The sequence below is a fragment of the Pseudarthrobacter oxydans genome (genome assembly GCF_034258515.1).
Classification (GTDB): domain Bacteria; phylum Actinomycetota; class Actinomycetes; order Actinomycetales; family Micrococcaceae; genus Arthrobacter.
Genome location: NZ_CP139438.1, coordinates 2,229,557 through 2,255,234 on the forward strand (window position 1 = coordinate 2,229,557; position 25,678 = coordinate 2,255,234).

Consider the following 25,678-nt stretch of genomic DNA (forward strand, 5'->3'; position numbering starts at 1 on the left):
GGTGACAGACAAGTACGCACAACTGGTTAACCAGGGCCCGGGCAGGAATGTGGCCAAGAAGCTCGGCCTTCCCCAGCCCGCGGTCCTTCGCCGCTACGAGCCCGGGCAGCCCTTGATCAACGGCCCCATCCTGGTCCAGGGAAGCACGGCGGGTGCCGATGCCCTGTCCGCGGAACTGCTTTCCTGGGACCTTGATGTCCGGCGGCACGCCGTACCGCGGGAAAAACTCGGTGCCATCATCCTGGTGCTGGATGAAGTGGCGCACCCCGGGGACCTCGAAAAGCCGATTCTCCCGGCAGCGGCTTCCCTGCGGGACCTTGCCGCCGGCGGACGCGTCGTCACGGTCTCCCGGCCGGCGTCGGACGCCGATTCGCCTGCAGCTGCCGCTGCCAGGCAGGGGGTTGACGGGTTCCTCCGCTCGCTGGCCAAGGAACTTCGGGGCGGCGCCACGGGCAACGGCATCATCCTGAGGGACGGTATCGAGCCGACCAGCCCCAGCGCCCTGGCAGCCCTCCGATTCTTCCTCTCCGGCCGTTCGGCATTCGTGGACGGGCAGTTTGTGACCGTGTCCGGCACGTCCGGAGAACTTGCCGGGGACCCGGACAAGCCGCTGGCCGGCAAGATCGCGGTGGTGACCGGAGCGGCACGCGGCATCGGAGCGGCCATCGCCCGCACCCTGCACCGCGACGGCGCAACCCTGGTCCTCGTGGACGTCCCCGCGGCCGGCGACCAGCTGGCAGCGGTTGCGAACGAGGTGCGGGGGACCGCGCTCCAACTGGACATCAGCAGGGAGGACGCGGGACAACGCATTCTTGAGCACGCCGCGCAGCGCCACGGACGACTGGACATCATGGTCCACAACGCCGGGATCACCCGGGACAAACTGCTGGCCAACATGGACCAGCCCCGATGGAACTCGGTCATCAGCATCAACATAGCCGCGCAACTCCGCATCAACGAGGCTCTCCTTTCCTCAAAGCACTTCCGGGAATCGCCGCGCATAGTGTCAGTTGCTTCAACCAGCGGCATTGCCGGCAACCGGGGGCAAACCAACTATGCGGCGTCCAAGGCCGGGGTGATGGGAATGGTCAGGGCCACCGCTCCGCACATGGCCGCGCTCGGCGGCAGCATCAATGCGGTGGCCCCGGGTTTCATAGAAACCGAGATGACCGCCAGGATCCCGTTTGCCCTCCGCGAGATCGGCCGGCGGCTGAACTCCCTGCAGCAGGGCGGCCTGCCATCGGATGTTGCCGAAGCCGTGTCCTTCCTTGCCAGTGATGCAGCGGCCGGCATCAACGGCGAGGTGCTCCGGGTCTGCGGGCAGAACATGGTGGGGGCATGATGTCCGCCCAGCCGGTCATCCTGGGGGAGATGCCCTCGCTGTCCAAGCTCTACGTCAACGCCGCTGCCCAGGCCGCACGCCGCCGGCTGCTGGGCAGCCAGGATGGATCCGTCCTGCCGGCCGAAAGCCATGAAGTACGCGGGGTCAGCGTGGACGTTGCCACGCTCACCGCGTACCAGCACCTGATCGGCGAGACGGCCAGCGACGTGCTGCCTGCCGGGTTCATCCACGCACTCGCCTTTCCGCTGGCCATGAGCGTGCTGAACAGGGACGACTTCCCTTTGCCCCTGCTCGGCATGATCCACCTTCGGAACAGCGTGCAACAGCGTTCCCCGGTACTCTTCACCGACAGCCTGGACGTCTCCGCCAGGGTGGAAAATCTCCGGGGTCACCGTGCGGGGACGGTGGTGGATGTGGTGGCGGATGTGCGGTTGTCAGGGGCACCCGAGGCCTCCTGGCGGGGGGTGTCCACCTACCTGGCCAAGGGAGTCTTCCTGCCGGGGATCGACAAACCGTCCCCGGCCTCCGCCCGGGCGGAATTCAAGGCGCCGAACCCCACCGCTATCTGGCAGCTTGGTGTTGACACCGGCCGGGCTTACGCGGCGGTATCGGGTGACTTCAATCCCATACACCTAAGCGTGCTTTCCGCCAGGGCTTTGGGGATGCGGCGGTCCATAGCCCACGGCATGTACCTGGCGGCCAGGGCGCTCGCCGACGTCGGCCCGTCCCGTGGCGATTCCTTCACGTGGGATGTGGATTTCGACTCCCCGGTGTTTCTTCCCGGCATGGTTGCCCTGGAGATCAATACCGAAGAAGGGGACTCCGGCGCGCGGACGCGTTCCAGTTTTGTGGCATGGAATCCCAGGTCGGGGCGCCGCCACTTCAGCGGTTCGGTCAGCGCCCTCTAGTCGCGTGTCCGGACAGCGCGCAGGATGCGGTGGAGGCTCAGCAGGACCGATTCGGACGCGGGGACCATTCCCTGCTCCGCATCCCTTCCGGCGGTGGCAGCCATGCAGGCTTCCACCGCCTCCTTTGCCGCCCCGAAATGGCCGTCCTGCGCGGAGGTGTCGTCGTCGCTGAACGAGCGGAGAAGGTTGCCGGTGGCTGACAAAGCATCGGCTAGCGGACCGGTGTCCTGCAGGGGAACGCTGTAGGGTGCCTCGCTCTCCCAGATCACGTCCGAAAGCACGTCGGTGATGTCCTGGATGTGGAAGGTCACCCTCTCCAGTTCGCGCAGGTTCCGGTAGTCAAGATCGACGTCGCGGGGGTGCAGCTTGCGCCTCGGATTGGCCCGCCGGCTTGCGTCAGCCTCCTTGACCAGGTGCCGGACTTGGCGGGCCGCCGCCGCCAGTTCGTCTGAACGGCTTGACCAGTCCTCGTGTTTGGGCGGCCATTCTTCCTTTAGGGCCGCCCCCATGTCGGTGAGCTGGCGGCCAAGGGCTTGACGGAGCTCATCCAGGCTGGCCGCGGCGGCGTTCAGGTGCAGCGGCGGAAAGATCAGGAAGTTGACGCCGATCCCAACGGCGACTCCAAAGCCCATCTGCAGGAGGTAACCGAACGAAAAGTCGTCCGGATTACTGCCGCCCACGAGCAAAACCAGCAGCGCCGCCGTCGGAATCCAGTCACTGCCCGAACCGATTCCCGGCAGGCCCCCAAGCAGGACGCCTATTCCCATAATCAGCGCGACGGCGAGCGGCGACGGATCCGTGACGGTAACCAGCACATACGCCAGGCCGATGCCCACTGCGAGTCCGGCAAGGGCCTCGAGGCCCTGCCGTACCGAGCCGGCAACGTTGTGGTACATCGCCACCAGCGCACCCAGGGGGGCGTAGTAGGGATAGTTCGCAGCAGCTCCGGGCAGATGCGGTGCGATGGCGAAGGCCAGTCCGGCTGCAAAAGCCGCCTTGGCCGCCAGTTGCAGCCGCTGCGCGGCAAAAGCCGACGACAGGCCGGACACCGCCTGTTTGAGAAAAAGGGTCCCCCTGGCCCACCTGGTATCCGGGCGTGCTTGAGACTGGCGCATTCGTACCACCCTACGGCGCCCCGGCGGCTGCCTACAAAGGTGCTGGTCAGGGAGGCGGGCACAGTGTGCCCGGGGTGCGGTTCAGGACAGATCTGCCGCTGAACGGCGCACCTCTGCCGCCAGCCGGTGGGCACGGCCGGGCGTTCTTCCGTCCTCCTGCCGCCGCGGAATGTAACCGAAGCCCAGGCCGTAGGCAGGATCCGCGAACCCGAGCGCCGCGTTGGCGCCCTCATGCCCGAACGCGCGATGGCTCCCGAAGCTCCGCGACGGGTGCGGCTTCATGAACACGACGGCGAACGCGTTGTCCAGGCCTGAGGACCGGTCAAGGCCCCACACCTGTTCCTGCGACATCTGCTCGACGGTGGCTGCGGTGAGGAACGGTTCGCCGCCCTGGATTCCGGTGGTGGCTGCCGCGTAGAGGCGGGCCAGGCCCGAGGCTGCTCCCACGCCGCCTGCCGCGGACATCCCCGCGGCCCGGACCGGGCGGATATTGGGAAGCTCCATGATGGTGCTGACCGGGGCGTTGCTGTTCAGGCCCTCGAGGCTGAGCGGATCGAGCCAGGGCTCCACCGGTCCGGCCGCATAGAGGACGTCGCGGTAACGGTACTCCTGTTCCTCAGGCAGCCCAAGGAAAAAGTCGATACCGTACGAACTCCTGATTCGCCCTTCATAGATCTCCTGCAGGGTTTCCCCGGCTGTGCGCCGGCACAGCTCTTCCATGATGATCCCGATGGTGAGCGCGTGGTAGCCAAACTGCCGGCCGGGCTGCCAGGTTGGAACAGCTCGCGCCAGCCGGGCCGCGGCGGCAGGGGTGGTGAACTCGTCCAGCCCGAAGCCGCCCTCGATGCCCATGAGCCCGGCCTGGTGCGACAAAGCCTCTCGGACCAGGAGGCGGTCCTTGCCATGCACGCCGAATTCCGGCCAGTAGTGCGCTACGGTCCGGTCGAGGTCGAGCAGACCGTCCTGAACCAGTAGCGCAATGACCATGGCAGCCACTCCCTTCGAACAGGAGTACGCCCCCGTCAAGGTGTCCGGCGCCATGTCCGGCCCGCCCGACAGTTCCACGACCGGGACCCCGTCCCTGTAGACGGCCAGCTGTGCGCTGTACTGCGGATCCTCGCGCAGGAATGTATTGAACAGTTCCAGGACGTTGTTGAAACCGGACGCTACGAAGTCGTGATGTCTATGCATGGCACCCAGCTTATCCAGAAAACGCTTACTGCCCTTCGGCGTCCGCCCCGTGCCCTAGCATGACCTCTTCCCCTGCCCTTACGGGCCCGGGCGGTGTCCCGTCCCCGAAGGGGCGGCCCCCCAGCGCTTCCCGGCCATGGGGCTCCAGCCAGCCCCTCAGATCCGGTCCTGCGGGGACTATGCCCGTGGGGTTGATGTCCTCATGGACGATGTAATAGTGCTGCTTGATCTGGACAAAATCGATGGTGTCGCCGAAGCCTGGCGTCTGGAACAGGTCCCGTGCGTAGCCCCACAGGGCTGGCATCTCGCTGAGTTTTTGCCGGTTGCACTTGAAGTGGCCGTGGTAGACGGGATCGAACCGGGCAAGTGTAGTGAACAGCCGCACGTCGGCTTCAGTGATGGTGTCACCCACCAGGTAGCGCTGCCCCGAGAGCCGGTCTTCGAGCCAGTCCAGGGCTGTCCACAGCCGGGCGTAGGCCGAGTCGTAGGCTTCCTGGGATCCTGCGAAACCGCAGCGGTAGACACCGTTGTTGACCTCGGTGAAGACGCGTTTATTGACCTGGTCGATTTCTTCGCGAAGATGCTCCGGGTACAGGTCCGGCGCCCCTGCGCGGTGAAACTCGGTCCACTCGGTGGAAAAGTCCAGCGTGATCTGCGGAAAGTTGTTGGTCACCACGGCACCGCTGGCAACGTCCACGATCGCGGGAACGGTGATGCCGCGGGGATACTCCGGGAACCTCTTGAAGTAGGCGTCCTGGATCCGTTCGATACCGAGGACGGGGTCCGTCCCGCCTGGATCGAGGTCAAAGGTCCACGAACGGGCATCGTGGGTGGGACCCGGCTGTCCCAGTGAAATGGCGTCTTCGAGGCCAAGCAGGCGCCTGACGATGACGGTCCTGTTGGCCCAGGGGCAGGCACGCGCCGCGATCAGCCGGTACCGTCCAGCTTCCACCGGCCAGCCCGGTTCGCCGTTCGGACCCGGAGTTGCGTCCCTCGTGATGCGGTCCTCAATGTAGTTGGTGTCGCGGTTGAACTCCGCTCCACCTGTGACGTAGGCGCCGCGGGTGCTGTGTTCTGCGCTCTTTCCCAAGGCATGTGCCTTTTCCGCCTGCTGCGTGGTGTCCGTTTCCTGGGTCATGGGACCACCCTATGCTCCGCGGGCAGGACAGTGGAGATCGGCTGCCAGGCCCACAGCCACGAGCCGGCCACCAGGGCCGCGAACAGAAGGATCCAGACGCCGGAGGGAACGGACGTGGCACGCCAGAGCAGGTATGCGTCGGAACTGGCCAGCCGGTCCCGGCGGCGCAGGTGCACATGGGTGAGCTTGATGAGGTCGCGCACGGCAGCCACCAGCAGTGCCAGGCCCAGGATGACAGCCACGTGGCCAACAAAGGCAGCCGGCACAAAGAGGATCAGGGCCAGGGTGATGGCAATTGCGGCCGAAGTGATAACGACGCCGGCGAGGTTCCGGAGGAACACCAGCGAGGCAGCCAGGGCCACGGCGCCGCCTGAGATTGCCGCCGGTCCCCACCCGTTGAAGCCGCACCACACGAACGCCGCACCCACCAGTGCCGGTACTGGGTACCCCCAAAAACATGACCAGGCGATGGCGAGCCTGCTGCGGCTGTACGTGGTGGTGGTGCCTGAGTGGTCAAGGAGGAGCCGGATCCCGGCCAGCCGCTGGCCGCTCAGCACCGCAGCAACAGCGTGCCCCATCTCGTGCGTGGCCGTGGCCAGCAGGCCGAAGTACCGCCAGGAGCGGCGGGGCACTGACAAGGCGGCAGCTGTCATCACTGCCAGTGCCAGTTCCGTCAGTGTCACGTTGGGAGGATCTGCGCGGCTGAATGCTGCCAGTAATGTATCCCAGGGGTCTCCGGGCGTCGTCATCAGGGCCTCTCGCCCGCAGGGTCGTGGTGAGCCATAGCCGCCACGGTACCCGGGCTGGCTGGGTGCAGGCTTAAAACCGAAAGGCACGCCGACTACCGGGCGTGCCTCAGGATCGACGGGACTGCGGACGTTCCCGCAGCCCCACGTCGGCTGTATTAACTAGCCTTCGCACTCAGTGCAGTAGCTGTGGCCATCCTTCTGGCGCGCAATCTGGGACCGGTGACGGACCAGGAAGCAGGAGTAGCAGGTGAATTCGTCTTCAGCCTGCGGGATGACCTGTACCACGAGCTCTTCGGCCACGAACTCGCCTCCGGGCACGCCGGCGCCGTCAAGCCCGTCAGCCTCATCCAGTTCCAGCACAACGCTGCGTGCGTCGGGAGCATTTGCTGACTGGAGCTGCTCGAGAGAGTTGTCCTGCGATTCCTTGACGTCGGAGCGCAGTTCATCGTAATCGGTTGCCACTTTAGGTGCTTCTCTTTTCTTTGGTTCGCCTGTCGCGTATGAAACGTACAGCATCATGCGGGTATTCCCCAATAGCCGGAGTATATTGACCGTCCCCTGGGTAATGGTTCAAAGGAGGCAGCCTGCGGTGTTAGCGGCGAAATAGGGCTGCATGGCAGCGGATGGCGCCGCAAACGGTGCAGTCCGCACTACTGGTAAGGGGTGCACGTGGAGCAGCTCACTGCGGAATTCGGTGGTTCGGCGCGGGTGGGTACCGGTGTTGGTCCTGTCCTGGAGAAATTCGAGTCCGTGTCAAGGATCGCAGTGTTGCGGGGCGGAGGGCTCGGCGACGTGATCTTCGCCATACCCGCCATGGCCGCGCTCAAGGCAGCCTACCCCGCCGCAACCCTTACCTTGCTGGGAACTCCCGTGCACCAAGCGCTGTTTGCCGCAACCAAGAGCCCGGTGGATGAGGTGTGCATGCTGCCACACGCTGAAGGCGTCCGCCCGGGAGAGGAGGACCCGGCGGAGCTGGACGCGTTCTTTGATGACATGCGCGGACGCCGGTACGACCTGGCCGTCCAGCTCCATGGCGGTGGCCGGTACTCAAATCCGTTCCTGCTTCGGCTGGGAGCCCGGCACACGGTAGGCACGCGGACATCCGACGCTGCCAGTCTCGAGCGGACGGTTCCGTATGTCTACTACCAGCACGAACCACTCAGGGCGCTGGAGGTGGCCGGCATGGCCGGCGCTTTCCCCGTTGACCTGGAGGCCCGTCTGGCGCCGGCGGACAGCGGCGCTTCCGCCGCCGTAATGCGCGACGACGGCGCCGGCCCTTGGGTGGTGCTGCATCCCGGCGCCACTGATCCCCGACGGCGCTGGCCCGCCGGCCGGTTCGCTGAACTTGCGGCAGCATGCGCCGCGGATGGCTTCCGTGTTGCGGTCATCGGGGATGAGAGCGAACGCGCCCTTGCCGAACAGGTTGTGGAGCAGGCAGCCGCCGCCCACGTCCATTCATTCGCCGGGGACCTTGACATGGGCGGGCTCGTGGCACTGTTGGTCCGCGCCGCCGTAGTGGTGGGGAATGACAGCGGACCGCGGCACCTTGCCCAGGCGCTTGGGGTTCCGACGGTGGGGATCTTCTGGGCGGGCAACGTCATAAATGCCGGAGCGCTGGGCAGGAGCCTCCACCGCATCCACGCCTCCTGGGTGACCGCCTGCCCCACTTGCGGTATAGACATCACCCAGGTTGGCTGGACGGCGCCGCGGTGCCCGCACGATGACTCGGCGGTGGCCGGTGTTGCGGTGCGGGAGGTGCACGAGGATGTACGCAGCCTCGCAGCCACCGAGTTGACGAAAGTGGACGCATGAGCGGCACGGACGTTTTGACGGAGACGGGCCCGGGCAACCGCGTGGACAGGAAGCCTGAGCTTCTTGTCCTGCGGGCCTTGAAGCTCGGGGACCTGCTGGTTGCGGTGCCTGCCCTGAAGGCCCTTCGCCGCACGTTCCCCGGACACCGGCTGCGGTACGCGGCCCAGGGCTGGCTCTCGGAGGCCCTGGGGCTGGTCGGCGGCTACGAGCTGCTGCCCACCCACGGCCTGGACGAGCCGCTGGCCCTGGAAGCGGGCGTCGTTGACGTGGCAGTGAACCTGCACGGCAGCGGCCCGGAAAGCCAAGGGCGCATCGAAGCCCTCAAGGCGCGGCAGACCATCGGCCACCGCAGCGGGCACAGGGACGGGCCGCCCTGGCGTGCAGAACTGCATGAGCGGGAACGGTGGGTAAGGCTCCTGGAATGGCACGGGATCGACGCCGACCCCTTGGACGTGGGCTTGAACACACCGCATGTACCCAGCCCGGTTCCCGATGCGACGGTCCTTCATGTCGGCGCCGCCTACGGCAGCCGGCTCTGGCCCGCTGATCGCTTCGCTGCTGTTGCGGCAGCGCTGGATGCGGCAGGACACAACGTTGTCTTCACCGGGGGCAGCGGGGAACGGGACAGGGCGGTTGACGTCTGCCGGCGTGCGGGCCTCCCGGATGGAGCGGTGCTGGCCGGGCGGCTTGGACTGGGGGAGTTCGCTGCAACCATCGCTGCCGCGCGCCTGGTGATCTCAGCTGACACAGGCGCTGCACATCTCGCGTCGGCTTATGGCACGCCGTCGGTGGTGCTTTTTGGACCTGCCCCGCCCGAGATCTGGGGGCCCCCGCCAGGACCGCACGTTGTCCTGACCCGTGCGGAGCTGCGGCGGGGGGACACTTTTGCCGACCAGCCCGACCCTGCACTGCTGGGAGTCACTGTGCCGGATGTCCTCGCCGCGGTCGGCGGGCTGGGTCTGCTGTAGCGCTGGCGGGCACGTGAACCGGTCCGTCTGGGGCTCCTCCACGGGGCGGCAAAGTCCTAAGATGGGTTATGGGCGCTGACATTGAGATTGCGTTGGTTCTTGCAGTGGCGTTCCTCTGGATGACGGGAACGTTCGCGATCCTGTCCCGGATAGACTGCCCGGAACGGAAGGCCCGGCGTCAGGAGCGGAGAGCCAGGCGGTCAGGGAAACGGTGGGTCAGGTACCGCCCGGCTGTGCACGACTCCCGGCCGGAGGAACGGACCAGGCGCCACCGGCCCCGCAGGCTGCGGGTGCACTGACAGCGGACACCCAGGCGCGGGGCAGGCCGGCCGCCGCTCTCAGCGCACGATCACGATTGAGGCTGCCTCCCGATTCGCTGCCGCCGTGAAGGATGCGATGGCCCGGGCGATCTTCCGTCCGCCTTGTGATGACGGTTCGATCACGTTTGCGTAGTCCGCGTCCTCGCTGCAGATGAGCCGAAGGTCGATAAGGGCAGCACCGCGGGAAAAGGCGGCCCTGGCGATGGCATCGTTGAAGAGGCACAGTGCTGCCTCGATGACATTCCTGCCGGGCGCTGACGGGGGAGTGTCATAAATAGTGCATACCGCATACGGCAGGCCGGCCGCTTCGACCTGATCCACCATTTCCTCATAGTCCGCTGCAAATCTTTCCCGGGCTTTACCAAGCAACGCGAGCGCATCACCGACGGAGGGCGCACGCTCCTGCAGCAGTGGCGCATAGCCCAGGGCGTCGTTGCCGCCCGCACTTACCACCAGATGGGTTGCGTCGGACGGCAGTGCAGCCAGTTGCCGGGAAACGCCGGGGAGCACGTCGCCGTCGACCGCCAGGAGCGTGCACTGCCATCCCTGAAGTTCCTGCCTCAGCTGGGCGATGACGGCAGGCCCGCCACCGACATAGGCGCCGTTGTCAAAGATGGAATCGCCCAGCAGGACGATGTGGCCATTGCCGGCGACCGCCGTCGGACGTTCCTCCATGAGCTCATACTGCACCGTTCCCACCTGCCCTGCCATGGGCACGGCGGTGTGACCGGCACAATGCCCAAGCCTGCCCTGGGCCGGATGACAGTCCGGGTAGCGTGGAGGGAACCCCAATTATTCGAAGGAAACAACCATCAACAGGTCCGCCGCCACCACATCTGCCGTCCTGACCGGCCTCCTGCTGGCAGGCGCGCTCGCCGGCTGTGAAGCGGCAGCACGGGCAGGAAGCGAAATTGCCGAAGTCCTGGCAGGAAGTCCGGAAGCCGCTGTTGAACCTCCCGGAGGTCCTGGAGCCGATCCGGCTTACGAGGGGGATGCGGCCGCTGCTGCGCTCTCGCAGCTGGAAACGATTCCGGTGAAGGGCCGCGCACCGAGGACGGGATACACCCGGGAAGAGTTCGGTCCGGCGTGGGCCGACGTCGACCGAAACGGCTGCGACACCCGCAACGACATCCTCGCCCGCGACCTTGAAGCTGAGACGTTCAAGCCCGGAACGCACGACTGCGTGGTGGCCTCAGGCGTTCTGGCCGATAAGTACACCGGAACCACCATAAACTTCGTCCGTGGCGACGGGACCAGCTCCGCCGTCCAGATTGACCACCTCGTTCCGCTAAGCGACGCCTGGCAGAAGGGGGCCCGGCAGCTTGGAACGGAACAGCGGAAGCAGTTCGCCAACGACCCCCTGAACCTGATGGCGTCGGACGGCGGCACCAACGGTGCGAAGGGAGACAAGGATGCTGCCTCGTGGCTGCCGCCAAACAAGGCCTTCCGCTGTGAGTATGTAGTGCGTCAAACCGCCGTAAAGGCCATGTACCAGCTGTGGGTCACCCAGGCCGAGCACGACGCCCTCGCCGGGATCCTGGCCGGCTGCCGCCACTGAGTCCTGCCCAAGCGGTGGGACGGACAGAAGAAAGCGTCAGAGCCGCTTCCTTGAAGGCAACCGGCATAGGCCATCAGAATCCAAGGGCGAAGTAGGCCAGCGGAGCCCCCACCAGCCCACATGCCACAGGTGCGCCGGCCAGGCAGAGGGCCGCGACCGCCCACGGCTTCCCGTCGCGTCTGCGGATCGCACCCACCGCGAAAATCTGGGAAGCCACCAGCAGCAACAAGGCGAGCACCGTCAGGGCCAGGCCCCAGTCGAAGGCGGTGCTCTGGAATATGGTGCAGGTCCACAGGCAAAAGTTGGCCCAGAGTAACCAGACCCCGCCAGCGACTCCCGACACTCCGATGAGCGCGGCTAAGAACGTGGCCCGGCCGGAAAATCCCTTCCCCATGCCGCCAATCATGAACGACAAAAAGCGGTTCGTGGTGAAGGCATGGCTGGAGACACAGAAAACCCCGGATTCCTGGGATGGAATCCGGGGTTTTCCCTGTGTGCGCGGAGGGGGACTTGAACCCCCACCCCCTTTCGAGGACTAGCACCTCAAGCTAGCGCGTCTGCCATTCCGCCACCCGCGCAGGTGGTATTCGGTGAACGTTTCCGCCTTTCAGCGTTTCGCGTTTCTCCGAAGCAGCGAGAAAAACTCTAACACGAACTTTCGGGAAACATGGAATCGGCCCCAGTGGGTAGGCTGAGGGCAACGATTCAGCACCGTTCCAACCCGCCAATCCAGTGAGGAGCTTTCCATGCCTGACGTCCTGCCCGAGGATGAAGTTGTCCGGATCTGCCAAGAACTCATCCGGATAGACACGTCAAACTACGGTGACGGTTCGGGGCCGGGCGAGCGGGCTGCGGCTGAATACGCCGCGGGGCTGATTGAGGAAGTGGGCCTTGCGGCGGAAATCTTCGAGTCCGCACCGGGCCGCGCCAATGTGGTGACGCGCATGGCCGGTGAGGATCCCTCCGCCAGCGCCTTGGTGGTGCACGGCCACCTGGACGTCGTGCCTGCGCTGCGGGACCAGTGGTCCGTAGACCCGTTCGGAGCCGAACTGAAGGACGGGCTGATCTGGGGCCGCGGCGCCGTCGACATGAAGGACATGGACGCCATGATCCTCTCCGTCCTGCGCAGCTTTGCCAGGTCCGGCACAAAGCCGAAACGCGACATCATTTTCGCCTTCTTCGCGGATGAGGAAGCGGGCGGCGCCTACGGAGCCCGCTACGCCGTGGACAAGCGCCCGGAACTGTTCGAGGGCGCCACGGAAGCCATCTCCGAGGTGGGCGGCTTCTCGGCCACCATCGGCGGGCAGCGCACGTACCTGCTGCAGACAGCGGAGAAGGGCATCTCCTGGCTCCGCCTCGTGGCCCACGGCAGGGCGGGCCACGGCTCACAGATCAGCACCGACAATGCCGTAACGCGGCTTGCCGCAGCCGTAACGCGCATCGGCGAGTACAAGTGGCCCATCGAGCTCACCCCCACTACCCGGCAGTTCCTGGACGGTGTGACCGAACTCACCGGCGTTGAGTTCGATGCCGACAATCCGGACATCCTGCTGAGCCAGCTGGGCACGGTGGCCCGCTTTGTGGGCGCCACCTTGCAGAACACCACAAACCCCACCCTGCTCAAGGGCGGCTACAAGCACAACGTCATCCCCGAATCCGCCGAGGCCCTGATCGACTGCCGAACACTTCCGGGCCAGCAGGACCACGTCCTGGAGATCGTTCGCGACCTCGCGGGCGCCGGCGTTGACGTCAGTTACGTGCACAAGGACGTTTCCCTTGAGGTCCCTTTCGCCGGGAACCTGGTGGATTCCATGATCGATGCCCTGCACTCCGAAGACCCGGGCGCCAAGGTGCTGCCCTACACTCTCTCCGGCGGCACGGACAACAAGTCGCTGAGCCGGCTCGGCATCACAGGCTACGGCTTTGCGCCCCTGATGCTGCCGGATGACTTGGACTTCACCGGCATGTTCCACGGCGTGGACGAGCGCGTACCTGCCGACTCCCTCAAGTTCGGCGCCAAGGTGCTCAACACCCTCCTCACCAACTACTGAGCCAGGCTGCCATGACGCCGGAAGAGATCCTGCCGGAGGAGCTGCTGGAGCAGATCCGCGGCCGCGCCGCCGGGTATGACAGGGACAACGCCTTCTTCCATGAGGACCTTAAGGACCTCGCGGCGGCCGGCTACCTGAAGCTGTTCGTTCCAGGGTCCGACGGCGGGGCAGGGCTTGGCCTTGAGGCGGCGGCGCAGTGCCAGCGGAGGCTGGCAACGGCCGCCCCGGCCACCGCGCTGGCCGTCAACATGCACCTGGTGTGGACCGGCGTCGCGCATGTCCTCGGCGCCCGCGGCGACGGATCCCTGGACTTTGTGCTCAAGGAAGCGGCCAACGGCGAGATCTTCGCGTTCGGCAACTCGGAAGCCGGCAACGACTCGGTCCTGTTCGACTCCCGGACCACGGCCGCGCCGCTGCCGGACGGCGGCTACTCTTTCACGGGAACCAAGATCTTCACCAGCCTCTCACCGGCGTGGACGAGGCTGGGAATCTTCGGGAAGGACCCTTCCGGCCGGGACGGCGAGGGGGAGCTGGTCCACGGCTTCATCACGCGCCAAACACCCGGCTACCGCATCCTCGACGACTGGGACGCGCTTGGGATGCGGGCCAGCCAGTCCTGCACCACCGTCCTGGACGGCGCCGGCGTTCCGCCGGAGCGCATCTTCCGCAGGATCCCCGTCGGCCCCAGCCGCGATCCCCTGGTTTTCGCGATCTTTGCCTGTTTCGAGACGCTGCTCGCCGCCGTCTACACCGGGCTGGGGGAGCGGGCCCTGGCCCTGGGCGTGGAGAACGTCAAGCGCCGCACCTCCTTCAAGAACGGCGGACGCAGCTACGCGCAGGACCCCGACATCCGCTGGAAGGTTGCCGAGGCGGCAATGGCCATGGATAACCTCTACCCGCAGCTGCGGGCCGTCGCAGCCGACGTGGATTCCCTGGTGGACCATGGCCAGCAGTGGTTCCCCAAGCTGGTGGGGTTGAAAGTGAACGCGACGGAAACGGCGCGGCGCGTAGTGGACCTGGCCATCCGCGTCAGCGGGGGATCCAGCTATTTCCGGGGATCGGAACTGGAGCGGCTCTACCGGGACGTCCTTGCCGGCATGTTCCATCCGTCCGATGACGAATCTGCCCACAACACCGTGGCCAACGCCTGGCTGGGTCCGCTGGAGGATTGACCTAAACGGTCCTTTGAACCTGCAGCACCCGGCGGCGCAGCCAAAAGCGCCGTCCTCCGCCCACGTACAGCTTGCTGCGCTCCAGCTCCCACTTGCCGTACTCGGAGTGTTCCACCAGGCGGCGCCGTGCCTCATGCAGGGAATCGACAGGGCTGACCGTCAGTACGAGGTACTCGTACTGCCTCAAATAGTCCCGTTCCCGCTGGACCGAACTGGTGAGAAATTGTTCCTTCATTTGCCCTCCATTCTCGTCCTTTTCCGGCTAACGTGAAGTCATGAGCATCGATCCGCGTGTCGCGCTTCAGTCCTTGACCACCGCTTTGGAAGAACACCTTATAGCAGCATCCAACCGCCGCGGAGACGGTGATCCCTCCGTGGAGGCGGCATTCTTTGCAGTTGCAGACGCCTTCGAAGTTTACGAAGACGCACTCTATGAGGCCTACAACGAGGTCACGCCGCTCCAGGTCTTTGATGACGAGGACGAAGAGGACGAGGAAAGCGACGTGGACGACGACGAGGACCTGGAAATCGTCCAGGAGTAGGACCGCGGACCTAGTGCGGGGCTGACACATCCTCCAGGGCCCGGGCAATTTCCGGCGGCAGCGGCGAGAGCTGGGCATCCACCAGTTCCTTCAGCTGGGCCGGCGTCCGCGGGCCCACAATGGCGGTTGCTACGCCGTGCTGCGACAGAAGCCAACTGAGGGCAACGTCCTGCGGAGTCCGGCCCAGGCCTTTGGCTGCCATGCAAACAGCTTCCACCGTCCGGGACGGCTGCTCCTCCAGGTACGGCTCAACGTACCCGGCTTCGGTTGCGGAGGCAGCCCTTGATCCGGAGGGGATGCTGCCGCGGTACTTGCCCGTGAGCACGCCGCGGCCAAGCGGCGCCCACGCCATCAGGCCCATGCCGGCGTCCTCGACGGCAGGGATCAGTTCGGCTTCCGGCCTGCGCTGCAGGAACGAATACTCCGCCTGCGCGGCGACAAGGGGGAAGCCGGCGATGGCTGCGGCCTTCGCCGCCTGCCAGCCGTTGAAGTTGGAGACCCCCACATACCGCGCACGGCCGGTACGGACAGCAAATTCCAAAGCTGACAGCGTCTCGTCCAACGGCACATTACGGTCCCAGGCCTGCGCGAACCAGATGTCCACATAGTCGGTGCCCAGCCTGGCGAGGCTCGCTTCCAGTCCGGTGAGCATCGCATTACGCGACGTGTCCACGCCGAGCCGGCCATCCGGCGTCGTCATTCCCGCTTTGGTGGAGATGGAAATCTCCGTCCGGGCCACGACGTCGCCCAGCATGGAGCCGATCATCGCCTCCGAGCGCCCGTCCGCGTAGGAGGCGGCGGTATCGACGTGCCGGCCGCCGGCATTAAGGAAGGTGCGCAGCAACTCAGAGGCGTCCTGTTCGTCCGTTTCGCCGGCCCAGGACATGGTGCCGAGGGAAAGGGCGGAAACCCGCAATCCACTGTTGCCGACGTAACGCTGCTGCATAGCAGCAAGCTTACGGGCAGAACCGGCGCTGCCCATGACGTAGGGTCTTAGCGTGAACTGGTTTGAGGCGGCCCTGCTGGGCCTAGTGCAGGGACTGACCGAATTCCTTCCGATTTCATCGAGCGCGCATCTGCGGATTGTGGGGCAGTTCCTGCCCAATGCCGAGGATCCCGGCGCTGCTTTCACCGCCATCACCCAGCTGGGCACCGAGACGGCGGTGCTCATCTATTTCTGGCGGGACATCGTCCGGATCGTCAAGGCATGGGCCGGTTCGCTTACCGGAAAAGTCTCCCGGCAGGACCCGGATGCCCGGATGGGCTGGCTTGTCATCCTGGGCAGCCTCCCCATCGTTATCCTGGGACTGCTGTTCCAGGACCAGATCGAATCGGTGCTCCGCAGCATGTGGATCGTCGCCACCATGCTGATTGTCTTCGGTTTGATCCTGGCGGTCGCCGACGCAGTAGGCAGGCAGGAACGCGACCTGACCCGGCTGACGTACAAGCACGGCATCCTCTACGGCTTCGCCCAGGCCATGGCGCTGATCCCCGGCGTGTCCCGGTCCGGCGGCACCATCACCGCCGGCCTCCTAATGGGGTACACCCGGGAAGCGGCCGCACGGTACTCCTTCCTGCTGGCCATTCCGGCGGTTTTTGGCAGCGGCCTCTTCCAGCTGTACAAGACGGTGTCCAAGGAAGGAATCACCGGCCCCTACGGCCTGCCGGAAACCGCGCTTGCCACCGTCATCGCCCTGGTGGTGGGCTACATCATCATCGGCTGGTTCCTGAAGTTCGTTTCCACCCGCAGCTACCGGCTGTTCGTCTGGTACCGGATCTTCCTGGGCCTGGCCCTGTACCTCCTGCTCGGTTTCAATGTCATCAGCGCCTAGCACTAGGCTTGGCGTGTGAAATCCTGGAAATCCCGCCCCGTTCCCGACGTGCCCGGAAGCATGCCCGCCCTCCGGCTGTTCGACACGGCGGCAGGCCGTGAAGTTGCCCTGGAGAATGAGGGACGCCCCTCGATGTACGTCTGCGGCATCACGCCGTACGACGCCACCCACATGGGCCACGCCGCCAGCTACGTGGCCTTTGACCTCCTGAACAGGGCCTGGCGGGACGCCGGCCACGAGGTTGACTACGTGCAGAACGTCACGGACGTGGACGATCCGCTCCTGGAACGCGCCACGGCCACCGGCGTTGACTGGCAGGAGCTCGCCGCCAGCCAGATTGAGCTTTTCCAGACGGACATGGAAGCCCTCAACGTGCTCGCTCCGGACCACTACGTGGGTGCAGTGGAATCCATCGGCCTGATAGTTCCGGAGGTGGAACGGCTGGTCAGCCTCGGGCTGGCCTACAAAGTGCAGGGCACCAACGGCGAGCCTGACGGGGACGTTTATTACGACGTCGAAGCAGCCGGAAAGCACTCCGTGGCACCGGACGCGTGGACCCTGGGATGCATCTCCGGGTTGGCGGAAAGCGAGATGCTTGAGCTGTTCGCGGAACGCGGCGGCGATCCCGGGCGGGCAGGAAAGCGGCAGGCACTTGATCCGCTGCTGTGGCGGGTGGCACGGGAAGGCGAGCCAAGGTGGCCCGGCGGCAGCCTGGGTGCGGGCCGGCCCGGCTGGCACATTGAGTGCACCGTGATCGCGCAAAAGTACCTGCCCTCGCCCTTCACCGTTCAGGGCGGCGGCTCGGACCTGATCTTCCCGCACCACGAGATGGGTGCCGGCCACGCGTATTCACTTGCCGGTGTTCCACTTGCCAGGCACTACGCCCATGCAGGCATGGTGGGCCTGGACGGCGAGAAGATGAGCAAATCCAAAGGAAACCTGGTCCTGGTGTCGAAACTTCGGGCAGCGGGGGAGGACCCTGCCGCCATCCGCCTTGGCATCCTTGCCCACCACTACCGCTCCGACTGGTCCTGGACGGATGAAGGGTTCCTGGAAGCCAAGGCCACCCTGGCCGCGTGGCGCCGGGCGCTGGGCCGCGCTCCCAAGGGGTCTGCCGTCCCGCTTGTTGCCGAGATGCGGGAGGCTCTGGCTGCGGACTTGAATGCCCCGGCTGCCGTCGCGGCCGTGTCCCGCTGGGCGGAGCAGGCAAACAACGACGCCGGCCCGGCAAGTCCCGTAGACCAGGCAATGGTCAAGGACGCGGTGGACGCCTTGCTTGGTGTGGTTCTCTAGGCTGCCCGTTCAGGGCCGGTCCTGGCCCCGCCGCTTGAGATAGCGCTCAAACTCGCGGGCAATCGACTCGCCGGTGGCCTCGGGCAGGTCCGCCGTGTCCTTTGCCTCCTCAAGCTGCCGGACATAGGCGGCGATTTCGGGATCTTCCGTGGCGAGTTCGTCCACACCCCGTTCCCAGGCGTCTGCCTCCTCTGCCAGCTCATGCGTGTCCAACGGCACCTGGAGCAGTTCCTCGATGCGGTTCAGGAGCGCCAGCTGGGCCTTCGGTGACGGCGCCTGGGCAACGTAGTGGGGGACCGCGGCCCAAAGCGAGACGGTGGGAATTCCTGCCAGCAGGGCGACCTCCGAGAGCACGCCGACGATTCCCACCGGGCCTTCATACTGCGAAGCCTCCAGGTTCATGCGCTCCCGCAGGGGGGCGTCGTCAGAAGAAGTGCTGACCGGAATGGGCCTGCTGTGCGGAACATCCGCCAGCAGCGCCCCGACCAGGACGACATAGTCAACGTTCAGCGCTTCAGCGTGCACCAGGAGTTCGGCCGTGTAGGCGCGCCACTTGTAGGACGGTTCAGTTCCCTGGACAAAAATGACGTCCACGTTCGAATCCGGTGCGCTGGCCTTGTAGATCCTCGTGGAGGGCCACTTTATCTTGCGTTCACCGGCAGCATTCCGGCGCACGGTGGGCCGCGTGAACTGGAAGTCGTAATACTCGTCCGCGTCGATGGACGCCACCTTCTTGCCGCCCCACAGTTTGTTCAGGTAGCGCAACGAATCGCTTGCCGCTTCTCCGGCGTCGTTCCAGCCTTCAAAGGCGGCAAGCATCACTGTTATGCGCTGTCCGTCAGCGACCGGCTGCAGGAACCGCTCGGGTCCGGCACCTGGTTCGGCGGTGTCTCCCTCGAAGCTATTCATTTCTTCACCCTACGTCCAAGGACCGCAGCTGTGCATTGAATGAAGCGCCGCAAAATCCGCCGAAAGCAGGGTCGGTGGCGCGAACGAGCCCGATATTCGCCGAAGGCGTAGCCGTCAGCCTGCGTCCGGGCTGTCCCCGTAGACTGAGGACATGCGATTGCCAGCTGACAGTTCCCCGCTCAAAGCCGTCCTGTGGGACATGGACGGCACGATTGTTGACACGGAGCCGTACTGGATTGCTGCCGAACACGCACTGGTGGAAGCCCACGGCGGCACCTGGTCCCATGAACAGGCCATGCAGTTGGTCGGGCAGTCGCTGACCTTTTCCGCCGGCATCCTGCAGGAGGCCGGCGTGGACCTTGAAATACGCGAAATCATTGACACCCTGACCGGGGCCGTCGTGAGCAGCGTGCAACGCCAGGTGCCATGGCGGCCCGGTGCGCGCGAACTCCTCGAGGAGCTTCACCTCGCAGGGGTCCGCTGCGCCCTGGTCACCATGTCCGAGGGGCCGCTGGCCCGCCAGGTGGTTGCCAGCCTTCCACGGCCGTACTTTGAAGTCCTGGTCACCGGGGACACAGTGGCGCAGGGCAAGCCGCACCCCGAGGCGTACCTGACCGCCGTCGAATGGCTGCAGGACTCGGATCCGGAGCTGGCCATCCATCACTGCGTCGCGCTGGAGGACTCAGCCCCGGGTGTGGCGGCGGCCGTGGCGTCCGGCGTGGCAACCGTGGCTATTCCGCACATCGTCCCGCTTCCCGAGGATGATCGGTACACGCTCTGGGACTCACTGTCCGGCCGCTCCGTGACGGACCTTGAATCCCTGGTCCTGGCCGGCCCTGAGCTCTTGGGGTCCTCATCTGCGCCTGCCCGCTCGCCGGAGATCTCCGGTGGCTGAATCCAGTGCGCCGGTCCGGCGCGAGGGCATCCCGCTGGGCAGGATTGCCGGAGTTCCAGTGGTGCTCGCCTATTCGTGGTTCGTCATCGCCGCCTTCACCGTGATCGTGTATGGCCCTGTCCTGGGCCAGGAGAACCCCGCCCTTGGCGCCAGCGCATACATTGTGGCGTTCGCCTACGCCGTCCTGCTCCTCATCTCGGTATTGGTCCACGAGCTCGCCCACGCGCTGACAGCGAGAATCTACGGCTGGCCGACCCAGAAGATCGTGCTGAACCTCTGGGGCGGGCATACCCAGTTCGAGAGCTTTACCGCGACGCCGGGACGGTCAGTCCTGGTGGCCCTGGCCGGGCCCGCCGCGAATTTCGTCCTGGCCGCGGGCGCCTGGCTGGTGCTCGGCACAGTGGCCCTGGGCAGCGTTGCCGAAATCCTGATCAACATTTTCATGTGGGCGAACTTCCTGATTGGCGTCTTCAACGTGCTCCCGGGACTTCCCCTTGACGGTGGACGGCTGGTCGAATCCGCCGTATGGAAGGCAACCGGTAGCCAGGCAAAAGGCACTGTGGCCGCCGGGTGGGGCGGCCGCATCATCGTCGTCGCCATCTGCTATTGGTTCGTTGCGCGGCCCCTGCTGGCCGGAAAGTCGCCCGACTTCAGCCTGCTGATGATCACGGTCCTGGTGGCCAGCTTCCTCTGGGTGGGTGCCTCGGCGTCCATCCAGCAGGGAACCCTCCGGGGACGGCTCCACCTTGTCAGCGCCGCAGGGCTGTCGACGCCGGCTACCGGGCTGCCTGCCACGGCAACGGTGGAGGAAGCCCTCCGGCACGAGGGTGCCGGTGCCCTGTCACTGGTGGTTTGCGGGCCGGACGGCCGGCCGGAGGGGGTGGTGGATGCCGCCGCCCTGTCCTCTGTCCCTGCGCACGCTGCGGCTTCCACCCCCATCACGGCTGTTTCCTTCGCCCTCGCACCGGGGGCTTACGTTCCCGAATGGTCGAAAGGACAGGAACTGCTCCAGTTCCTCTCCCAGCTTGAAGGGCGGCACTACGCCGTGGTGGACCACAACGGCAAGGTCACCGGGCTTCTTTCCCAGGACGCGGTCCTGGCCGCCGTTACTGGAAAACCCCGGCGGCCCGATACACGCCGGCAGGGCCAAAACCGGTAGAGTTACCTGCCGGCCGGTGCATCGCCGCCGCAGAAGCCGGATTGTCTGCAATGGGACGTCCAGGCGCCATGTTTTACAGGAGCGAGGAAATTCATGAGCAGCGAAACTGCCGTCAACGAGGCCACAGCAGCTTCCGGTCAAGCCGGTGATGCTGCCGGCGTCTCGCAGCCCGTCGGCGCTGCCCGCCGGCGTGGTCCTTTCCGCGAAGGTGAGCGCGTCCAGTTGACCGACGAGCGCGGGCGCATGAATACCATCACCCTTGAGAGTGGCGGAGCATTCCACACGCACCGCGGCTTCCTGAACCACGATGACATCATCGGCAAGGCGGACGGGTCGGTGGTTGTCAACAACGTCGGCCAGCAGTACCAGACCCTGCGCCCCCTGCTCTCCGACTTCGTCCTGTCCATGCCGCGCGGGGCCGCAGTGGTGTACCCCAAGGACGCCGGGCAGATCGTGACGATGGCGGATATCTTCCCCGGTGCGCGCGTTGTGGAAGCGGGCGTGGGCTCCGGGGCCCTGTCGATTTCCCTGCTCCGGGCTGTAGGCGACCAGGGCTACCTCCACTCTTTCGAGCGCCGCGAGGAGTTCGCCGACATTGCCCGCGGCAACGTCGAGACGATTTTCGGCGGGCCGCACCCGGCCTGGCAAATCTCCCTGGGCGACTTCCAGGACGAGGTGGTCCGCAGCGAAGCGCCGGGCTCCGTGGACCGCGTGGTCCTGGACATGCTGGCTCCGTGGGAATGCCTGGACGCCGTGGCAACCGTCCTGGCACCCGGCGGTGTCTGGATCAACTACGTGGCCACGGTGACCCAGCTTTCCCGCACTGCCGAAGCCATTCGTGCGGACGGCCGTTTTACTGAACCGGACGCCTGGGAATCCCTGGTCCGGGGCTGGCACCTCGAAGGACTGGCCGTCCGGCCGGACCACCGGATGGTGGCGCATACCGGGTTCCTGCTGGTCACCCGGCGCCTGGCCGACGGCGTTACCGGCATCTCCGTGAAGCGCCGCCCCTCCAAAACCGACTTCAATGAAGAGGACGTCAACGCCTGGACCCCCGGCGCGGTCGGGGAACGGCGGGTCTCCGACAAGAAGCTCCGGCGCGCAGCGCGGGACGCCATCGCCGGAACGAACGTCAAGGACGAGCCAGAGGTCACGAAGTAGTCCACATTTCGGGAGTCGCCATCCCTACCTGCCGTGTTGGGGCTAATGTCTTAATAGAAGCGCAGGAAGGGGCTGATACATCATGGAGACGCCAAACCAGGACTCCGGACGTACACCGGCAGAGCAGTCTGCCGCCAATGACCTCTCGGTTGCCGACCGCCAGGTCAACATCCTCCGGGACAAGCTGAGGCATATTGACCGCCAGCTGGCTGCGGCGACGCAAAACAACACCAAGCTGGTCAGCATGCTTGAGACCGCGAAGGCCGAGATCCTTCGGCTGAAAAACGCGCTGGACCAGGAGGGGCAGCCGCCCTACAGCTTCGGTACCATCCTGCAGTTGAACCCCAAGCGCCAGCCCTCACCCGGCAACAGCGGACAGGCTGCAACCGAGGAATCGGTGGACATCTTCAACGCGGGACGGAAGATGCGAGTGGGCATCAGCCCCCTGGTGAACATCAACCAGCTGGCCGTTGGGCAGGAGGTCCTGCTCAACGAGGCCCTCCTTGTGGTCGCCGGGCTGGGATACGAGCGGGCCGGTGAACTCGCCACCCTGAAGGAAATGCTCGGTGCCGATCGCGCCCTCGTGGTGGGGCGTGCCGATGAAGAACGGGTTGTGCGGCTTTCCGGAGCGCTCCTTGCCGAAAAGCTGCGGGTGGGCGATGCCCTGTCGGTTGACTCCAGGACCGGATACGCCCTCGAAAAGGTGCCCCGCTCCGAGGTGGAGAACCTCGTGCTGGAGGAAGTCCCTGACATCACCTACGAGGACATTGGCGGCCTTGGGCCCCAAATCGAGCAGATCCGTGACGCCGTCGAACTGCCGTTCCTCCACCCTGACCTCTACCGGGAACACGGCCTCAAAGCTCCCAAGGGCATCCTGCTGTACGGCCCTCCCGGCTGCGGCAAGACCCTCATCGCCAAGGCCGTGGCCAATTCCCTTGCCGCCCGCGCCGCCGAGCGTTCGGGCAATGTGGACCTGAAAAGCTATTTCCTGAACATCAAGGGGCCGGAACTCCTGGACAAGTACGTCGGTGAGACCGAGCGCCACATCCGGCTGATCTTCTCCAGGGCACGCGAAAAGGCCTCCGATGGCAGCCCGGTCGTGGTGTTTTTCGATGAGATGGATTCCCTCTTCCGCACGCGCGGCACAGGGATTTCGTCCGACGTCGAAACAACCATCGTGCCGCAGCTGCTCAGCGAGATTGACGGCGTGGAGCGGCTGGACAACGTGATCGTCATTGGCGCGTCAAACCGTGAGGACATGATCGATCCGGCAATCCTCCGTCCGGGCCGGCTTGACGTTAAGGTCAAAATCAACCGTCCGGATGCGGAGGCTGCTGCGGACATTTTCAACAAGTACATCACTCCGGACCTGCCGTTCCACGAATCCGACCTCGCTGAGCACGACGGCGATGTCCAGGCGACGGTGGATGCGATGGTCCAGCGCACTGTCGAAGCTATGTACTCCACCGACAAGTCCAACGAGTTCCTTGAGGTCACCTACGCCAACGGCGACACGGAAATGCTCTACTTCAAGGACTTCAACTCCGGTGCCGTGGTGCAAAACGTTGTGGACCGGGCCAAGAAGTATGCCATCAAGGACCTTCTCATCACGCAGCAGAAGGGTCTGAGGATCGAGCACCTGCTGCGCGCCGTCGTGGACGAATTCCGCGAGCACGAGGACATGCCCAACACCACCAATCCGGATGACTGGGCACGGATCTCGGGCAAGAAGGGCGAACGGATCACGTACATCCGGACCATCGTCCAGGGCAAGGCGGGCCAGGAGCCAGGCAAGTCGATCGAAACCATGCCGACCACAGGGCAGTATCTATGACCGCTGCACGGGAACCCGCGGCCGGGGGGACTCTGCCGGCCGGCGGGGCCATGCGGGTGATGGGGGCGGAAACGGAGTATGGCATCCATGCCCCCTCCGCCCCTACTGCCAATGCCACCATGATGAGTGCCAGGGTGGTCCAGGCCTATGCGCAGGTAACCCGGCAGCGCGCCGCCGGCGGAGCGGAAACCCGCTGGGACTATACGGATGAGGAGCCGCTGCATGACGCCCGCGGCTGGACAGTGGACCGACGCTCAGCCCATCCGAGCCAGCTCACCGACCAGCCGCCGGTGCTGGATGCGGAAACGGTGGCACTGGCGTACGGGCGGGAGGAGCTGGAGCTCGACGGGCAGGACGAGTCCGGAACACTGCTGATGAACATGGTCCTCGGCAATGGCGCGCGGCTGTACGTCGACCATGCCCATCCCGAGTACTCCAGCCCGGAGGTGACCAACCCGCGGGACGCCGTGAAGTGGGACGCCGCCGGAGACCTTGTTGCGCTGGCCACCGTTCGCCGGCTGGCCGCAGATCCGGACCTTCCGCCGGTCAACCTGTACAAGAACAACACGGACAATAAATCGGTGTCCTACGGCTCGCACGAGAACTACCTCATGCCGCGTTCCGTTCCCTTCGGCGACATCGTGCGGGGCCTGACGCCCTTTTTCGTCAGCCGCCAGGTCCTGTGCGGATCCGGCCGGGTGGGCATCGGCCAGGACGCCTCCACCCCGGGTTTCCAGATCAGCCAGCGGGCCGACTTCTTCGAAGCGGAAGTGGGACTGGAGACCACTATCCGCCGGCCCATTATCAATACCCGGGACGAGCCGCACGCAACAGCGGACAAGTACCGGCGCCTGCATGTCATCATCGGCGACGCAAACCTCAGCCAGGTTTCCAATTACCTGAAGTTCGGAACCACGTCGATGGTCCTCAGCCTCATTGAGGCAGGGCTGGCGCCCAAGATCGAGGTGTACGAGCCGGTTTCTGCACTCCAGGCGGTAAGCCACGATACTTCGCTCACCGCAAAACTGCGGCTGCTGGACGGCAGGCGGGTCACCGCCCTTGACCTCCAGTGGATATACCACGAGGCCGCGGCCAAGCTGGCGCAGGATACGGGGGTTGGCGACGCCGTGGACGGGGACGGCCACACGCATGACGTCCTGGAGCGTTGGGCCACCGTCCTGACCCAGCTCGACAATGACCGGGCCGCCGCAGCTTCCTCGGTGGAGTGGCTTGCCAAACTGTCGCTGCTCGACGGCTACCGTGAACGCGACGGTCTTGAGTGGAACGACGCCAGGCTCGGCCTCGTCGACCTTCAGTGGGCTGATATCAGGCCCGAAAAGGGACTCTATTACCGGTTCCTCGCCAGGGACAGGATGCAAAGAATCCTTGAAGATGACGCCATCGTCTCCGCCGTCACTGAACCACCGGCCGATACCCGCGCATACTTTCGGGGCAAGTGCATCAGCAGCTTCGGCAAGGACGTCGTAGGTGCCAGTTGGGACTCCGTCATCTTCGATGTTCCGGGATACGGCAGGCTGCAGCGCGTGCCCACCAGGGAACCGCTTCGGGGAACCAAAGCCCTGACCGGAGCGTTGTTTGATCGCTACCGGGACGCAGGCCCGTTCCTCGCGGAGCTTCTGGGACATAACGCTCCGCCTGCGGCGTAAACCGCCCCGGTTGGCCCACACCGTGGCAGGATGGGCATATCGGAGGATCCGCCGGATCCGAA

At 65.5% G+C, this 25,678-nt stretch carries 25 protein-coding genes and 1 tRNA gene; 15 read left to right on the forward strand and 11 right to left on the reverse strand.

Annotated elements, in window-relative coordinates; all coding sequences use genetic code 11:
- The first annotated feature begins 1 nt into the window (after position 1).
- Positions 2-1,342: a 3-oxoacyl-ACP reductase gene (locus tag SMD14_RS10065; RefSeq protein ID WP_321213538.1), complete on the forward strand. Its 1,341-nt coding sequence runs from the start codon at positions 2-4 to the stop codon at positions 1,340-1,342.
- Complete coding sequence (locus SMD14_RS10070; protein ID WP_321213539.1) at positions 1,339-2,250, forward strand: MaoC/PaaZ C-terminal domain-containing protein; 912 nt, start codon at positions 1,339-1,341, stop codon at positions 2,248-2,250. Before SMD14_RS10065 ends, SMD14_RS10070 begins: the two co-directional genes overlap by 4 nt.
- Here the strand turns inward: SMD14_RS10070 and SMD14_RS10075 are convergent.
- The 5 genes from SMD14_RS10075 to SMD14_RS10095 form a co-directional block, all read right to left on the reverse strand.
- A complete protein-coding gene (locus tag SMD14_RS10075) occupies positions 2,247-3,299 on the reverse strand; it encodes an FUSC family protein (protein ID WP_321216252.1) in 1,053 nt (350 codons plus the stop codon). The genes SMD14_RS10070 and SMD14_RS10075 overlap by 4 nt on opposite strands.
- A 147-nt stretch (positions 3,300-3,446) precedes the next feature.
- Complete coding sequence (locus tag SMD14_RS10080; protein ID WP_321213540.1) at positions 3,447-4,556, reverse strand: serine hydrolase domain-containing protein; 1,110 nt, start codon at positions 4,554-4,556, stop codon at positions 3,447-3,449.
- A gap of 25 nt (positions 4,557-4,581) precedes the next feature.
- Positions 4,582-5,694, reverse strand: a complete 1,113-nt coding sequence (locus tag SMD14_RS10085) for a glutathione S-transferase family protein (RefSeq protein WP_321213541.1) — start codon at positions 5,692-5,694, stop codon at positions 4,582-4,584.
- Complete coding sequence (locus SMD14_RS10090) at positions 5,691-6,443, reverse strand: M50 family metallopeptidase (protein ID WP_321213542.1); 753 nt, start codon at positions 6,441-6,443, stop codon at positions 5,691-5,693. The genes SMD14_RS10085 and SMD14_RS10090 overlap by 4 nt, the downstream gene beginning before the upstream one ends.
- 159 nt (positions 6,444-6,602) lie before the next feature.
- Positions 6,603-6,905, reverse strand: a complete 303-nt coding sequence (locus tag SMD14_RS10095) for a DUF4193 domain-containing protein (RefSeq protein WP_066275770.1) — start codon at positions 6,903-6,905, stop codon at positions 6,603-6,605.
- Positions 6,906-7,112: 207 nt separating this feature from the next.
- Between SMD14_RS10095 and SMD14_RS10100 the strand changes: the two genes are divergently transcribed.
- Complete coding sequence (locus SMD14_RS10100) at positions 7,113-8,255, forward strand: glycosyltransferase family 9 protein (protein ID WP_321213543.1); 1,143 nt, start codon at positions 7,113-7,115, stop codon at positions 8,253-8,255.
- The gene (locus tag SMD14_RS10105; RefSeq protein WP_321213544.1) at positions 8,252-9,223 is read left to right on the forward strand and encodes a glycosyltransferase family 9 protein; all 972 of its coding nucleotides are present in this window, start codon (positions 8,252-8,254) and stop codon (positions 9,221-9,223) included. The genes SMD14_RS10100 and SMD14_RS10105 overlap by 4 nt, the downstream gene beginning before the upstream one ends.
- Before the next feature lie 338 nt (positions 9,224-9,561).
- On the opposite strand, the gene SMD14_RS10110 is transcribed toward SMD14_RS10105, so the two are convergent.
- The gene (locus SMD14_RS10110) at positions 9,562-10,254 is read right to left on the reverse strand and encodes an SGNH/GDSL hydrolase family protein (protein ID WP_321213545.1); all 693 of its coding nucleotides are present in this window, start codon (positions 10,252-10,254) and stop codon (positions 9,562-9,564) included.
- A gap of 322 nt (positions 10,255-10,576) precedes the next feature.
- On the opposite strand from SMD14_RS10110, the gene SMD14_RS10115 reads away from it, so the two are divergent.
- Complete coding sequence (locus SMD14_RS10115) at positions 10,577-11,101, forward strand: HNH endonuclease family protein (RefSeq protein WP_321213546.1); 525 nt, start codon at positions 10,577-10,579, stop codon at positions 11,099-11,101.
- A gap of 73 nt (positions 11,102-11,174) precedes the next feature.
- Here SMD14_RS10115 and SMD14_RS10120 read toward each other — a convergent pair whose 3' ends face one another.
- Together SMD14_RS10120 and SMD14_RS10125 are read right to left on the reverse strand one after the other, a co-directional pair.
- A complete protein-coding gene (locus SMD14_RS10120) occupies positions 11,175-11,495 on the reverse strand; it encodes a hypothetical protein (RefSeq protein ID WP_321213547.1) in 321 nt (106 codons plus the stop codon).
- A 101-nt stretch (positions 11,496-11,596) separates the two neighbouring features.
- Positions 11,597-11,679, reverse strand: a tRNA-Leu gene (locus tag SMD14_RS10125).
- A gap of 168 nt (positions 11,680-11,847) precedes the next feature.
- Here SMD14_RS10125 and SMD14_RS10130 point away from each other — a divergent pair.
- Together SMD14_RS10130 and SMD14_RS10135 are read left to right on the forward strand one after the other, a co-directional pair.
- Complete coding sequence (locus SMD14_RS10130) at positions 11,848-13,152, forward strand: M20/M25/M40 family metallo-hydrolase (RefSeq protein WP_321213548.1); 1,305 nt, start codon at positions 11,848-11,850, stop codon at positions 13,150-13,152.
- 11 nt (positions 13,153-13,163) lie between these two features.
- Positions 13,164-14,324, forward strand: a complete 1,161-nt coding sequence (locus tag SMD14_RS10135; protein WP_321213549.1) for an acyl-CoA dehydrogenase family protein — start codon at positions 13,164-13,166, stop codon at positions 14,322-14,324.
- 1 nt (position 14,325) lies between these two features.
- Here SMD14_RS10135 and SMD14_RS10140 read toward each other — a convergent pair whose 3' ends face one another.
- The gene (locus SMD14_RS10140; protein ID WP_157242320.1) at positions 14,326-14,559 is read right to left on the reverse strand and encodes a DUF5703 family protein; all 234 of its coding nucleotides are present in this window, start codon (positions 14,557-14,559) and stop codon (positions 14,326-14,328) included.
- 40 nt (positions 14,560-14,599) lie between these two features.
- Here SMD14_RS10140 and SMD14_RS10145 point away from each other — a divergent pair, with 40 nt between their 5' ends.
- Positions 14,600-14,866 (forward strand): hypothetical protein, encoded by a 267-nt coding sequence (locus SMD14_RS10145; protein WP_157242319.1) that lies wholly within the window; start codon positions 14,600-14,602, stop codon positions 14,864-14,866.
- A gap of 10 nt (positions 14,867-14,876) precedes the next feature.
- Here the strand turns inward: SMD14_RS10145 and SMD14_RS10150 are convergent, their stop codons facing one another.
- On the reverse strand, positions 14,877-15,812 hold the full coding sequence (locus tag SMD14_RS10150) for an aldo/keto reductase (protein WP_321213550.1): 936 nt from the start codon (positions 15,810-15,812) through the stop codon (positions 14,877-14,879).
- A 52-nt stretch (positions 15,813-15,864) separates the two neighbouring features.
- On the opposite strand from SMD14_RS10150, the gene SMD14_RS10155 reads away from it, so the two are divergent.
- The gene (locus tag SMD14_RS10155) at positions 15,865-16,698 is read left to right on the forward strand and encodes an undecaprenyl-diphosphate phosphatase (RefSeq protein WP_321213551.1); all 834 of its coding nucleotides are present in this window, start codon (positions 15,865-15,867) and stop codon (positions 16,696-16,698) included.
- 15 nt (positions 16,699-16,713) lie between these two features.
- Positions 16,714-17,991 carry a cysteine--1-D-myo-inosityl 2-amino-2-deoxy-alpha-D-glucopyranoside ligase gene (gene mshC, locus SMD14_RS10160; protein WP_321213552.1) on the forward strand — a complete coding sequence of 426 codons (1,278 nt, stop codon included), beginning with the start codon at positions 16,714-16,716 and terminating at the stop codon, positions 17,989-17,991.
- A gap of 9 nt (positions 17,992-18,000) precedes the next feature.
- Here mshC and SMD14_RS10165 read toward each other — a convergent pair whose 3' ends face one another.
- Positions 18,001-18,900, reverse strand: a complete 900-nt coding sequence (locus tag SMD14_RS10165) for a PAC2 family protein (protein ID WP_321213553.1) — start codon at positions 18,898-18,900, stop codon at positions 18,001-18,003.
- A 151-nt stretch (positions 18,901-19,051) separates the two neighbouring features.
- Between SMD14_RS10165 and SMD14_RS10170 the strand changes: the two genes are divergently transcribed.
- The 5 genes from SMD14_RS10170 to dop all read left to right on the forward strand — a co-directional run bounded on the left by SMD14_RS10170 (position 19,052) and on the right by dop (position 25,616).
- Positions 19,052-19,795: an HAD family phosphatase gene (locus SMD14_RS10170; protein ID WP_321213554.1), complete on the forward strand. Its 744-nt coding sequence runs from the start codon at positions 19,052-19,054 to the stop codon at positions 19,793-19,795.
- The gene (locus SMD14_RS10175) at positions 19,788-20,954 is read left to right on the forward strand and encodes a site-2 protease family protein (RefSeq protein WP_321213555.1); all 1,167 of its coding nucleotides are present in this window, start codon (positions 19,788-19,790) and stop codon (positions 20,952-20,954) included. The genes SMD14_RS10170 and SMD14_RS10175 overlap by 8 nt, the downstream gene beginning before the upstream one ends.
- Positions 20,955-21,047: 93 nt before the next feature.
- Entirely contained in the window at positions 21,048-22,115 is a 1,068-nt protein-coding gene (locus tag SMD14_RS10180; RefSeq protein ID WP_321213556.1) for a tRNA (adenine-N1)-methyltransferase, read from the forward strand.
- Positions 22,116-22,197: 82 nt separating this feature from the next.
- The gene (gene arc, locus SMD14_RS10185) at positions 22,198-23,949 is read left to right on the forward strand and encodes a proteasome ATPase (RefSeq protein WP_157242314.1); all 1,752 of its coding nucleotides are present in this window, start codon (positions 22,198-22,200) and stop codon (positions 23,947-23,949) included.
- The gene (dop, locus tag SMD14_RS10190; protein WP_321213557.1) at positions 23,946-25,616 is read left to right on the forward strand and encodes a depupylase/deamidase Dop; all 1,671 of its coding nucleotides are present in this window, start codon (positions 23,946-23,948) and stop codon (positions 25,614-25,616) included. The genes arc and dop overlap by 4 nt, the downstream gene beginning before the upstream one ends.
- The last annotated feature ends 62 nt before the right edge of the window (positions 25,617-25,678 follow it).